The sequence below is a fragment of the Streptomyces sp. NBC_00224 genome, from assembly GCF_041435195.1.
Lineage (GTDB): Bacteria > Actinomycetota > Actinomycetes > Streptomycetales > Streptomycetaceae > Streptomyces.
In genome coordinates, this window is record NZ_CP108106.1 from 4022495 (window position 1) to 4035254 (window position 12760).

Annotated in this window: 9 protein-coding genes; 5 read left to right on the plus strand and 4 right to left on the minus strand. The window is 71.9% G+C overall.

Annotated features, from left to right (window positions below; translation table 11 throughout):
* Positions 1-28 precede the first annotated feature (28 nt).
* The 3 genes from OG965_RS17830 to OG965_RS17840 all read right to left on the minus strand — a co-directional run bounded on the left by OG965_RS17830 (position 29) and on the right by OG965_RS17840 (position 3731).
* On the minus strand, positions 29-1042 hold the full coding sequence (locus tag OG965_RS17830; protein ID WP_371653072.1) for a DNA-3-methyladenine glycosylase: 1014 nt from the start codon (positions 1040-1042) through the stop codon (positions 29-31).
* A gap of 196 nt (positions 1043-1238) precedes the next feature.
* Positions 1239-2321: a sugar phosphate nucleotidyltransferase gene (locus OG965_RS17835; protein ID WP_371653073.1), complete on the minus strand. Its 1083-nt coding sequence runs from the start codon at positions 2319-2321 to the stop codon at positions 1239-1241.
* 105 nt (positions 2322-2426) lie between these two features.
* Positions 2427-3731 carry a peptidoglycan recognition protein gene (locus tag OG965_RS17840; protein WP_371653074.1) on the minus strand — a complete coding sequence of 435 codons (1305 nt, stop codon included), beginning with the start codon at positions 3729-3731 and terminating at the stop codon, positions 2427-2429.
* 128 nt (positions 3732-3859) lie between these two features.
* Between OG965_RS17840 and OG965_RS17845 the strand changes: the two genes are divergently transcribed.
* The 4 genes from OG965_RS17845 to OG965_RS17860 all read left to right on the plus strand — a co-directional run bounded on the left by OG965_RS17845 (position 3860) and on the right by OG965_RS17860 (position 10036).
* A complete protein-coding gene (locus tag OG965_RS17845) occupies positions 3860-4612 on the plus strand; it encodes a TIGR03089 family protein (RefSeq protein ID WP_371653075.1) in 753 nt (250 codons plus the stop codon).
* 276 nt (positions 4613-4888) lie between these two features.
* Complete coding sequence (locus OG965_RS17850; RefSeq protein WP_371653076.1) at positions 4889-6277, plus strand: LCP family protein; 1389 nt, start codon at positions 4889-4891, stop codon at positions 6275-6277.
* Positions 6278-6498: 221 nt separating this feature from the next.
* Entirely contained in the window at positions 6499-8214 is a 1716-nt protein-coding gene (locus OG965_RS17855; protein ID WP_371653077.1) for an LCP family protein, read from the plus strand.
* 103 nt (positions 8215-8317) lie between these two features.
* Positions 8318-10036: an LCP family protein gene (locus OG965_RS17860; protein ID WP_371653078.1), complete on the plus strand. Its 1719-nt coding sequence runs from the start codon at positions 8318-8320 to the stop codon at positions 10034-10036.
* Positions 10037-10132: 96 nt separating this feature from the next.
* Here the strand turns inward: OG965_RS17860 and OG965_RS17865 are convergent, their stop codons facing one another.
* A complete protein-coding gene (locus tag OG965_RS17865; protein ID WP_371653079.1) occupies positions 10133-11143 on the minus strand; it encodes a glycosyltransferase family 2 protein in 1011 nt (336 codons plus the stop codon).
* Between the two features lie 200 nt (positions 11144-11343).
* Between OG965_RS17865 and OG965_RS17870 the strand changes: the two genes are divergently transcribed.
* Positions 11344-12723, plus strand: coding sequence for an LCP family protein (locus OG965_RS17870; RefSeq protein WP_371656966.1), 1380 nt, complete (start codon positions 11344-11346; stop codon positions 12721-12723).
* The last annotated feature ends 37 nt before the right edge of the window (positions 12724-12760 follow it).

Below are 12760 nucleotides of genomic sequence, written 5' to 3' on the forward strand. Positions count from 1 at the left end.
GCGAGTGTCGCCGCGGCGGGGCGTTTCTCTACAGCGCCCCGAAGTCGCGTGGCGACATCCGGGGTGCGCGGCGGGGCGGGGTGCGGCCGCTGAGGAGGATCAGCCGGGTGGCGCGGTGGCGCTGACCGGCGTACGGGGCGAGGAGCTCCAGCATCGCGGCGTCGTCGGCGGTGCGGTCGCCGGCCAGGGCGTAGCCGATGATGCCCGGCAGATGGAGGTCCCCGACAGTGACCAGGTCGGGGGCGCCCATCGCGCGCTGCAGGGTCTCGGCGCTGGTCCAGGGGCCGATGCCCGGAACGAGGTGGAGCCGGGCCGCGGCCTCCTGAGGGGGCAGTGCGGCGGCCTCCTCCAGACGGCGGGCCACGCGTACCGCGCGCAGGATCGTCGACGAGCGCTTGGCGTCCACGCCCGCGCGGTGCCACTCCCAGGACGGGATCAGGGCCCAGGTCCTGGGGTCGGGCATCACGTACATCCGCTCCGGCATACGGTCGCCGGCCGGGCCCGGGGCGGGCTCGCCGTACTTGCGCACCAGCAGCCGCCAGGCGCGGTACGCCTCGTCGGCGGTGACCTTCTGCTCCAGGATCGACGGGATCAGCGACTCCAGGACCAGGCCGGTCCTCGTCAGCCGCAGACCCGGGCGGCGCCGGGCGGACTCGGCGAGGAGGCGGTGGCGGGGGGCGAACTCCTCGGGGGCGTCCGCGTCCCCGAGGAGCCCCGGGAGGTGCGCGAGCAGCCACTCGGCGCCCGGCCCCCACGCCTCGGCCTCCGCCCGGCCCTCGCGGAGCGCGACGCGGAGGGTGCCGGGGCCGTCGGGGGTGCGGGAGGCTCGCCACACCGAGCCGTCCGGGGTGGTGCGGAAGGTGGGGTCGGCGGGGCCCCTTCGCAGGGGGCCCAGGACCAGGCCGAGGTCCAGGGGGCCGGGTGGGGTGTAGTGGCGGGCGGCGGTGTTGTGGGCGGGGTGGGTGGGGGGTGGGGGTACGTGGAGGTGGCCGCCTCGCACGGTGGTGCGGGTGGGGGTACGGGGGTTGAAGCGGCCGGCCATGCTTCCGAGACTACTGGGCCCTTTTCCCCACCCCGCCCCTTCCCGTAAGCCCTCTGGCGGGCGGCCGGGGGCTACGCCCCTGGACCCGTGCTCGGCTGCGGGCCGGTGGGGGCTGGTCGCGCAGTTCCCCGCGCCCCTTAGGTGACTCCGGCGTTTACGGGGCCCGGGGCGAAGCCCCGAAGCGAGGTTCGGGTGCCTACTCGTCCGATGAGAAGCGGAGCGCTGCCCCCGGGATTGTTGCGTCGCACCACACCCGTACCCCTTCGCGGAGCTCGTTGTCCGGGCCCACCCTCGCGCCGTCGCCCACCACCGCCCCCGCCAGCACGCAGCGCGCCCCGATGACCGCGCCCGCGCCGATCAGCGAGTCCGTGATCACCGCGCCGGGCTCGACCACCGCGCCCGCCAGGACCGTGCTGCCGGTGATGCGGGCGCCCGCGCCGATCACAGCGCGCTCCCCGACCACCGTCCCGCCGGTGAGCTTCGCGTCCGGGGCCACGGAGGCGCCCGGCAGGACGAGGCGGTCGCCGCAGCGGCCCGGGACCGCCGGGGACGGGGCCCTGCCCTGGACCAGGTCGGCCGAGCCCCGGACGAAGGCCTGCGGGGTGCCCAGGTCCAGCCAGTAGGTGGAGTCCACCATTCCTTGGAGATGGGCGCCCGCCGACAGCAGGCCCGGGAAGGTCTCTCGTTCCACCGACACCGGACGGCCCGCCGGGATCGAGTCGATCACCGAGCGGCGGAAGACGTACGCCCCCGCGTTGATCTGGTCGGTGACGATCTCCTCCGGGGTCTGGGGCTTCTCCAGGAACGCCTGGACCCGGCCGTCCGCATCGGTGGGGACCAGGCCGAACGCCCTGGGGTCGGGCACGCGCGTCAGGTGGAGGGAGACGTCCGCGCCCGAGGACGAGTGCGTCTCGACCAGGGCCCTGATGTCCAGGCCCGTCAGGATGTCGCCGTTGAAGATCAGCACGGGGTCGTCCGGCCCCGAGCGCAGCCGCGACGCCACGTTCCTGATCGCGCCGCCGGTGCCCAGCGGCTCCTCCTCCGTCACGTACTCCAGGTGCAGCCCGAGCTCCGAGCCGTCGCCGAAGTACGGTTCGAAGACCTCGGCCAGATAGGACGTCGCCAGCACGATGTGCTCCACGCCCGCCGCCCGCGCCCGGGCCAGCTGGTGGGTGAGGAACGGGACGCCCGCCGCCGGGATCATGGGCTTGGGCGTGTGCACCGTGAGCGGGCGCAGCCTGGTGCCCTTGCCACCGACCAGGAGGATCGCTTCAGTCACCTGTCGTCTCTGCTTCCTGCTGGGGCCGGGCGGAATCGTTCGTTCAACTACGGCCGGCCAGTTTATGCAGACGGTTCGCGCCCGATCGGTACGCCCCCGTCCCGGTCAGCGCCGGCCCTGGAGCCGGGCCGAGGACGACCGGGCCTTGCCCAGCTTCTTGTAGAGGCGTGCGCCCGGGCACTCGGTGGCGAAACCGTCCCGGTGCCCGGAGATGGCATTGAGCCTGACGCTTCGCCCCTTCCGGTAAAGGTTCCCGCCGGCCGACGTGAGATGCGTGGTGCCCGTCGGATTCACCCCGTACAGACCGAGCTTCCAGGCCGTCAGGCGGGCGATCGCGTCGAGGGCGGCGGCGGACGGGTTGGTCGAGGTGTACGTTCCGATGACCGCGACGCCCATGGAGTTGGTGTTGAAACCGAGAGTGTGCGCCCCGAGGACGGGCTTGGCCACACCTCCCGCGCGGCCTTCGTAGATGTTGCCGCACTTGTCGACGGCGAAGTTGTAGCCGATGTCGCGCCAGCCGCTGCTGCGGACGTGGTAGCGGTAGATGCTGCGCAGCACGGAGGCCGCCTGGGAGCAGCGGTAGTTGTTGCCGGACGCCGTGTGGTGCACGAAGGCGGCCTTGACCTTGCCGGTGTAGACGTAACCGGGCTCGCGCAGGTGCTCGTCGGCGCCCCAGCCGTGGCGCGTGATGATGCGCGGGCGCGGGCCGATGTACGGGCGGGCCGCCGCCACGACGCCCTCCGCCCGCGCGCCGGACGCCAGGGCCCGGTCCCGCTCCGGCCCGGCACCTTCCTCCTGCTCCGGCTCGTCCGCCGCCCCCACCCCGGCCGGGTCCGCGCCCGGGTCGACCAGGTCGATGTGGAGGCCCCTGGGCAGCGCGCCCGGCGTCGCCCGGCCCTCCCCGGCGGCGTCCGCCCGTACGCGCACCTGGACGCCGTCCGAATGGCCCACCCACAGCGGGGCGGTGGAGCCGTGGATGTGCGCGGCGTCGTACTCGGGGGTGCCGGGGTCGGGGGCGTGCTCCTGGTTGTGGGTGTCGACGTCCTGCCAGCCGGACCAGGTGCGGGTGCCGGCGGCTCGGGTGCGCACCTGGACGGTGCCGTGGAGTTCGGCCTTCGCGTCGTCCCAGACCACGCCGAGCAGGGAGAAGGGTTCGGTGTTCCGCTCCGGCAGGCCCTGGGCGCGGGCGGCTCCCAGGGTCCGGTCGGTCGCTCCCAGCGGGGCGAGCGGCAGCGACTGGGTGGAGCCCGCCAGTTCGGCGGACGAGGAGGAAGCGGCCGAGGAGGACACGGAAACAGCGGAGGACGTGGCGGACGCCGGGCTTGCCGCGGCGTCGGCGGCCACGGCGAGCGGCAGGGCGAGTGCGGTGGCGCACGCGACCGAGATCGAGGATGCAAGGAGTGCACGCATGCTGACGATCGTGGACATAAGCGTACAAGTCTGTCCATCTCAAAACTGACGGGCCGTCGGCCGAACCGGTGTACGCGGACGGCGCTCTCCCCGGGCGCGCCCGGCGCCCCCACCCGTACGCTTGCCGCGTGAACGCCAGCGACCGCACCCCCGCCGACCTGCTGCGATCCGCGCTCGCCGCGGACCCGGCCCGCCCCCTGGTCACCTTCTACGACGACGCCACCGGCGAACGCGTGGAACTCTCGGTGGCCACCTTCGCCAATTGGGTGGCCAAGACCGCCAATCTGCTCCAGGGCGACCTCGCCGCCGCGCCCGGCGACCGGCTCGCGCTGCTGCTGCCCGCGCACTGGCAGAGCGCCGTCTGGCTGCTCGCCTGCCACTCGGTCGGCGTGGTCGCCGAGGTCGGCGGCGACCCGGCGGGCGCGGACCTCGTGGTGGCGGGGCCGGACACGCTGGACGCGGCCCGCGCCTGTTCCGGCGAGCGGGTGGCGCTCGCGCTGCGCCCGCTCGGCGGCCGCTTCCCGCAGCCGCCCGCCGGGTTCCAGGACTACGCGGTCGAGGTGCCGAGCCAGGGCGACCGGTTCGCGCCCTACGCACCGGTCGACCCGGCGGGGCCCGCGCTCGCCGTGGACGGCGCCGAGCTGAGCGCGGCCGGGCTCGTGGAGCGCGCCCGCGCCGACGCCGCGGCCCTGGGCCTGGAGCCCGGCTCCCGGCTGCTGTCGGCGCTCCCGTACGACAGCTGGGAGGGGCTGGCGCGCGGCCTGTACGCGCCGCTGGCCTCCGGCGGCTCGGTGGTGCTCTGCCGCAACCTCGGCCAACTGGCCGACGGCGGGCTGGAGAAGCGGATCGAGAGCGAGCGGGTCACCCACCGGGCGGTGTGACGGGCGCGGGCCGCCGGGAACGGCCACCGGTCGGCGGTCGCGCGGCCACCGCGCGACCGCCCGGCCGGCCCCGGGATCACCGCCGTACGGCCCTCGCGCGCACCCGGTACGACCATCGCCGCGGCGCCACCCTTGTGGCCCACAGCGGGCCGAGTCCCTTGGGTCCCGGGCACAACTCCGGTGGATGATCGGCGGTACGCCACACAACCAAGCGCGCGCGACGACCGTCTACCGGGGTGCCCGGGCGGCTTTCCGCCCGCCGCCGACCCGTGAAGGATGGACGCCGACGTGACCGACAGCCCGCCCCCCGCGCCCGACCACCGGGCCGAGGACGAGCCACGACCGGACACGCCGACACCCCAGGGACCGGCCGGGCCCACGGAACCCGACGCGCCCGGCGAGCAGCCCGACGCCCCCGAGCCGACCGAGCCGACCGGGCCGACGGAGCCGACCGGGCCCGGCGAACCTGGCGCGCCCGACGCGTCCGACACGCCCGACACCGGCAACCGCCGTCACCACTGGCTGCGTTGGACCGCCGTCGGCGTCTCGTTGCTCGTGCTCGGCGCCGCCGGGACCGGCTGGTGGTTCTACAACAAGCTCGACGGCAACATCCGCACCGACACCACGGCCGCCGCCGAGCTGGAGCGCTACGAGAAGGAGCGCCCCCCGCCCGGCGCGGACAACGCGCAGAACCTGCTGCTCATCGGCTCGGACTCGCGCGCGGGCAGCAACAGCAGATACGGGCGCGACGACGGCGGGAGCCAGCGCTCGGACACCACGATCCTGCTGCACCTGGCGGCGGACCGGAAGTCCGCGACCGCCGTCTCGCTGCCGCGCGACCTGATGGCGGACGTCCCGGACTGCCTCAGGCAGGACGGCACCCGCACCAAGGTCCGATTCGCGCAGTTCAACGAGGCGTTCGAGGTCGGCGGCGCCGCCTGCACCATTCGTACGGTGGAGAAGCTCACCGGAATCCGGGTCGACCACCACATGGTCGTCGACTTCAGCGGCTTCAAGGACATGGTGGACGCGGTCGACGGCGTCGAGGTCTGCCTCAAGCAGCCGGTGGACGACCGGCAGGCGCATCTGAAACTCCCGGCGGGCCGCCAGACCCTCCACGGCGAGCAGGCGCTGGGATTCGTCCGCGCCCGGCACGGCTTCGGCGACGGCAGCGACACCGAGCGCATGGACCGCCAGCAGCAGTTCCTCGGCTCGCTGGTGCGCAAGGTGCAGAGCAATGGGGTGCTGCTCAATCCGACCCGGCTCTATCCGGTGCTCGACGCGATGACGAAGTCGCTGACCACCGACCCGGGGCTGAATTCCCTGAAGGACCTGTACGACCTGGTGCGCGGGATGCGCGGAATCCCGACCGACAAGGTGCAGTTCCTCACCGTGCCGCGCAAGCCGTACACGTACGACACGAACCGCGACGAGCTGGTCCAGCCGGACGCGCGGACGCTGTTCCAGCAGCTGAGGGACGACCGGCCGCTCCAGGTGGCACCGGCCGGGGCCGCGGAGAAGGACAAGGGGGACGGCAATGCGCAGAGAGGGACGGCGGAGGGGTCGGACGGCTCGCCGTCGGACGACAAGCCCGACGATCCCGCTTCCCCCAGCCCGGCGCCGACGTACCCGGGTTCGAATGCCGCCGTGGGCATGTGCGGGTAAAGCGTGTGTCAACGGAGAACAGGCGGGGATGCGGATTGGGCGGATTGCCCGGTTGTAAGGGGCGTGGAATTTGTCACGGCCGTCGCTCTTCGCTCAACTGGGCAGATAGTGTGACGCGACCCGGTGCTTGTGGCCACCCGAGGCCACGCACTGCAGGATCGAATGACTGAGCGCTTTGGGGGAAGTGACTCGCGTGGCACCGACGGAGGACTAAGGCAACCGTGGATGCGCAGAGCCGTGGGCGGGCAGAGGAAGTCGACCCGGCAGACCAGTGGGTACTCAACCCGCAGACGGGCAATTACGAATTGCGACTGAATCCCTCCGGACCGCAGTCGTCCCCGTCGGCAGGCACTCCCCCGCGCAGAACCACCGCCCCCGGCAGAGGCGGCCCGTCCCGTCGTCGTGACGTCCCCGGCCAGCGCGACAACCGCCGCTCCGGCGGCGACCAGGACGGCTCCCCGGCCGCGCCGGGCCGGCGCAAGCGCAAGCCCAAGGCGTCCCGCAAGAAGAAGGCGCTGCTGTGGACGGGCGGGGTGATGGGGTTCGTCCTCGTCGCGGGCTCGGCCGGCGCGTACCTGCTCTACCAGCACTTCAACAACAACCTGAACACCGTGGACGTCGGTGACGCGGGCAGCAAGCACGCCACCTCCGACGGGCCGGTCAACATCCTGATCATCGGTACGGACAAGCGCACCGGCAAGGGCAACGAGGGGTACGGCGACAAGGGCAGCGAGGGCCACGCCGACACCAACATCCTCTTCCACGTCTCCAAGGACCGGACGAACGCGACGGCCCTGTCCATCCCGCGCGACCTGGTCACCAACATCCCGGAGTGCCCGACCAAGCAGAAGGACGGCACCAGCAAGACGGTGCGGTCCGAGGCGAACGTGCGCTTCAACACCAGCCTGGGCCAGGACGGCCGCGACCCGGGCTGCACCATGCGTACGGTCAAGGCGCTCACCGGGCTGAGCGTCGACCACTTCATGATGGCCGACTTCAACGCGGTCAAGCAGCTGTCGACGGCCGTCGGCGGCGTCGAGGTGTGTCTGACCAAGCCGGTGAACGACCCCAAGTCGCACCTCAAGCTCCCGGCCGGCGTCTCCAAGATCAAGGGCGAGCAGGCCCTCGCGTTCGTACGGACCCGGCACAGCTTCGGCAACGAGAGCGACCTGGACCGGATCAAGCAGCAGCAGCAGTTCCTCAGCTCGATGATGCGGAAGATGAAGTCCGACTCGACGCTGAGCAGCCCGACCAAGATGTACGGGCTGGCGAACGCGGCGACCAAGGCGCTCACGGTCGACTCCGGCATAGGGTCGATCAAGAAGCTGACCAGCCTCGCGCAGGACCTCAGCAAGGTCGATCTGAAGAACGTGACCTTCACGACCGTGCCGGTGATCGACAACCCGGCCGACGGCCCGGTGCACAAGACGGTCGTCGTCGACCCGTACAAGGCGCCGCAGGTGTTCAGCATGATGCGCTCGGACGTGTCCTTCACCGAGGTGAAGAAGAAGGAGAACCAGGCCAAGGACGCCCAGGCGGCGCTCCTCAAGGGCACCCGCGCGCAGGCGTCCGCCGTGCGCGTCCAGGTGCTCAACGGCGGCGCGGTGGCGGGCTCCGCATCCCAGACGCTGGTGTGGCTGCAGAACAGCAAGGGCGTACTGAAGTCGGAGAACGGCGGCAACGCCCCGGCGAAGCTGGCGACCACCACGCTGGCGTACGCGCCCAACCAGGCGGACCAGGCCCGTAAACTCGCCGATCTGATGGGTCTGCCGGCGAGCGCGCTGAAGCCCGGGACGCAGGACGCGGTGGGCAGGACGCCGATGGTGCTGACCCTCGGCGCGGACTTCAAGAGCGCCGGCATTCCGATCGCCGCTCCGGCCAAGGCGCCCGAGGGCATCCAGAAGGTCGAAGCGGACAAGTCGGTGTGCGCCAAGTGACACGCGTATGCAACTGATGCGTACGCAACTGACGTGTGCCAAGTGACAACAGGTTTCCGGCCCTTACGGGGCACGGGGACCGCCTGAGACAGGGGGTATTGGGGTGGGGCAGAACAGCGTGCGCGGGGAGGGAACGCGGCCGCGGCGCGTCCAAAAGGCCGATCAGCTCGGCTGGGACGAGTCGCTGTACGGCGAGGAGGGGGGCGGCGACAAGCCGCCCGCCCCGCGCTCCTCCGGCGACGGGCCGGACGACGGCAAGGGCGCACCCGAGAAGGCCACGGCCGCCGACGGCGGCGGGCACCGGCGCGGCGGTCCGCGCAAACGGGTCAAGAAAAAGGGCAAGAGACGAATACTGCGCTGGGTCGCCTCGACGCTGGCCCTGCTCATACTCGGCACGGCCGGCGCCGGATACCTGTACTACCAGCACCTCAACGGCAACATCCGCAAGGGTGACCGCAGCGCGGGCGGCTCCAACGCCAAGAAGACCGCGGCCAACGCCGACGGCCAGACCCCGCTCAACGTCCTGCTGATCGGCTCCGACAGCCGCAAGGGCGACGAGAACGTCAAGCTCGGCGGCGCCAAGGACAGCGCCAACAACCCGCCGCTGGCCGATGTGCAGATGCTGATGCACGTCTCCGCGGACCGCAAGAGCGCCTCGGTGACCTCCATTCCGCGCGACACCCGCGTCGACATCCCGTCGTGTGTGAACCCGGTGACCAAGAAGACCATGCCGGCCACCAACACCCTCATCAACGAGGCGCTGGGCCGGGGCGGCGCGGGCTGTGTCCTGGACACCTGGGAGAAGCTCACCGGCGTCTACATCGACCACTGGATGATGGTCGACTTCGCGGGCGTGGTGTCGATGGCGGACGCGATCGGCGGCGCCGACGTGTGCGTCAAGCAGAACGTGTACGACGGCCCCAAGCCCAAGGTGCCCGGCGGCTCGCACCTGCGGCTGACCGCCGGAACGCACCCGGTCAAGGGCGAGCAGGCGCTCCAGTGGCTGCGCACCCGGCACGCCTTCGAGAGCGACTTCGGCCGGGCCAAGGCCCAGCACATGTACCTCAATTCGGTGATCCGCCAGCTGAAGAAGCAGAACGCGTTCACCGACACCGGCCGGATCATGGGCCTCGCCGAGACCGCCACCAAGTCGCTCCAGGTCTCCCGCGAGCTCGGCACGGTCAAGAAGCTCTACGACCTCGCCATGGAGCTGAAGAGCGTTCCCACGGAGCGGATCAACATGCTGACCATGCCGCGGATCCAGGACTACAAGAACAAGGATCACGCCCTTCCGAAGCCCGGCGCGGCCGACGCGCTGTGGTCGATGCTGCGCGAGGACAAGCCGCTCGACAAGAAGGACGACGGCCCGGCCAAGCAGGAGAGCAAGGGCCCGGCGGCCACCCCGGCCGGCTCGCTCGCGCTCAGCGTCGTCAACGGCACCGGCGTCAACGGCGCGGCGCCCACCCAGAAGCGGGCGACCACGGTCACCGACACCCTGAAGAACAAGGGCTTCTACAAGGCGAAGGCCTCCGACACCCGCGGCTCGGCCTCGGTCACCACGCTCACGTACCCCAAGAGCGCGGGCGCGCAGGGCAAGGCCGACGCGCTGTCGGTGGCCACCGCGATGGAGCTGCCCTCCAGCGCGGTGAAGGTGTCCGCCGACGTCTCCACGCTGACCCTCACGGTCGGCGCCGACTGGCGCACCGGCGCCACGTACCCGAAGAAGGCCGCCGAGGACAGCGACCCGCTGAAGGACACGGAGAACGTCAACGGCGCCAGCAAGTCGGACTGCATGGACGTGTACTGGCCCTACCGCTGGTAGTCGCGGGTCCCGCGGACACGAAAAGGGGGCGCCCGGTGCTGTGAAGCACCGGGCGCCCCCTTTCGTACGTATGACGTACGTGAGGTCAGACCCTGATCAGACCTTGACCGCCGGGCGGCGGCTCGCGATGACCTTCTTGGCGAGCGCCTTCGGGCTGGTCAGGAAGCCGTAGCCCCAGGACATGTGCATGGTGGCGAGCGCCACCGGGATCCGCAGACGGGCCTTGAGCGGCAGCCCCTTGCCCGCCGGGAACGAGCCTGCCGCGATCGCGGCGAGATAGCCGGCCGGGATCACGAAGCCCACCGGGGTGAGCGCCGCGCCCACCACGACGCCCGCCGCGATCGCGCAGACGGCGGTCGGCGGGGCGAGGTAGCGCAGGTTGATGGAGCCCTCGTGGTAGCGGGCGACGACGTGGCGCCAGCGGCCGTAGTCCTTGTACTGCTTGGCCAGGGCGCGCACGCTCGGGCGCGGGCGGTACTGGACCTTCAGCTCGGGCGAGAACCAGATGAGGCCCCCGGCCTCGCGGATGCGGAAGTTCAGCTCCCAGTCCTGGGCGCGGATGAACTCCTCGTTGTAGCCGCCCTGTTGCTCCAGGGCCTCGCGCCGGAAGACGCCCAGGTACACCGTCTCGGCCGGGCCCGCCGCGCCGCCGGTGTGGAAGGCCGCGTTGCCGACGCCGATCTTCGACGTCATGGCGGCCGCGACCGCGTCCTCCCAGGCGTTCTCGCCCTCGGCGTGCATGATGCCGCCGACGTTCTGCGCGCCGGTCTCCTCCAGGAGGCGGACGGCGGTGGCGATGTAGTTCGGGGAGAGCATGCCGTGGCCGTCGACCCGCACCACGATCGGGTGACGGGAGGCCTTGATGGCCGCGTTCAGGGCCGCGGGCGTGCGCCCGGTGGGATTGGGGACGGTGTGGACCCTGGGGTCCTCCCGTACCAGCTCGGCGGCGATCTCGTTCGTGCGGTCCGTGGAGGGGCCGAGCGCGATCACCACCTCCATCTCGCCGTCGTACTCCTGTTCCAGGATGTGGCGGACCGAGTTGCGCAGATGCCGCTCTTCATTGAGAACCGGCATGATCACGGAAACAGCGGGGTGCGTGGCGTTCATCGTGGTTCACGTTACCGCGAACGGGGGACAGCGTTGCGCCCGGCCGGGGCGGCGCCGGTTGTCGCAGATCGTATGGGCCTACCGTGCTCACTATCCCCCTTTCGCCCGCGGAGGTCCCCGTGCCCACGCCGCCCCGCTCCCGTTCCCCCCGTACCGGCCCGCCCCGCGGCAGACAGCAGGACGAGCGGCCCCGCTGGGGCATGCGGATGGCGACGACCCTCTCGGTCCTCGTGCTCGGCGCGGGCGGGGTCGGCCATGCCGTGGTGACCAGTCTGAACGGCGGGATCGGGCGGGTGGACCCGTTCAAGGACATGAAGAACCGGCCGCAGGCGGGGCACGGCACCAACATCCTGCTCGTCGGCACGGACGGCCGGGACACGATCACGCCGGAGGAGAAGGAGAAGTACCGCCTGGGCGGGGCGCCCTGCCACTGCACCGACACGATGATGATCGTGCACGTCTCGGCGGACCGGAACCGGGCGAGCATGGTGAGCATCCCGCGCGACAGTTACGCGGAGATCCCCGAGCACACCGACCAGAACACCGGCGCGCACCACAACCAGCACCCCGTGAAGATCAACGCGGCGTACGCGGAGGGCGGGCCCGCGCTGACCGTGCGCACGGTGGAGCACATGACCGGCCTCAAGATGGACCACTATCTGGAGGTCGACTTCACCAGCTTCATGAAGACCGTGGACGTGCTCGGCGGGGTGCAGATCTGCACGGCCCGGCCGATGAAGGACTCGTACACCGGTCTCGACCTCGCGGCGGGCACGCACGAGCTCGACGGCGGGCAGGCGCTCCAGTACGTACGCTCCCGGCACACCGACGGGTCGGCGGACCTCGGCCGGATGCAGCGCCAGCAGCGGTTCATGGCGGCTCTGATCCACAAGGCGACGGGGTCGGGCGTACTGATGAACCCGGTGCGCTTCCGCGAGGTCGCCTCGACGCTGCTGTCGTCGGTCCGCGCGGACCAGGGCTTCGGCGCGGAGGAGATCCTCTCGCTGGGCCGGACGATGCGGGGCTTCTCCCCGGCGTCGTCGGAGTTCGCGACCGTGCCGATCGGGCAGATGAGCTTCCCGGTGAAGGGGATCGGCTCGACGGTGAAGTGGGACCCGGCGAAGTCGCGGAAGCTCTTCGAGGAGCTGCGCGAGGACCGGCCGCTGGCGCGGGCGCACGGGCAGCAGGACGGCAAGGGGAAGCCGCCCGGGGCGATGGTCGAGGTGGCGCCGGACCGGATCCGGGTCCAGGTCTACAACGGCACCCGCACGGACGGTCTCGGCCGCCGCGTGGACGACGCCCTGCGCGCCACGGGCTTCCGCACCACGGGGAACCCGATGGCGGGCGGCACCGGGGACCTCCACCGCACCCTCGTCGAGTACGACCCGCGCTGGGACCGCTCGGCGAAGTCCCTGGCAGCGGCCCTGCCCGGCGCCGAGCTCCGCCCGGTCAAGGGCCTCGGCCCCACCCTGAAGGTGACGGCGGGCACGGACTTCAAGGCGGTGACGCCGGTACGGGCGGAGGCGTCGGGGGCGGGCGAGTTCGAAACGGTGCGGGGGGACGAGGTGGTGTGCCCGTAGGGCGCGGGCCCGTAAGACGCGGGCCCGTAGGACGCGG

Excerpts from the sequence above, each read along its gene's own strand:
- OG965_RS17870 (WP_371656966.1), top strand. The coding sequence starts at position 11,344 with ATGCGGATGGCGACGACCCTCTCGGTCCTCGTGCTCGGCGCGGGCGGG.
- OG965_RS17865 (WP_371653079.1), bottom strand. The coding sequence starts at position 11,143 with ATGAACGCCACGCACCCCGCTGTTTCCGTGATCATGCCGGTTCTCAAT.
- OG965_RS17850 (WP_371653076.1), top strand. The coding sequence starts at position 4,889 with ATGGACGCCGACGTGACCGACAGCCCGCCCCCCGCGCCCGACCACCGG.
- OG965_RS17840 (WP_371653074.1), bottom strand. The coding sequence starts at position 3,731 with ATGCGTGCACTCCTTGCATCCTCGATCTCGGTCGCGTGCGCCACCGCA.
- OG965_RS17830 (WP_371653072.1), bottom strand. The coding sequence starts at position 1,042 with ATGGCCGGCCGCTTCAACCCCCGTACCCCCACCCGCACCACCGTGCGA.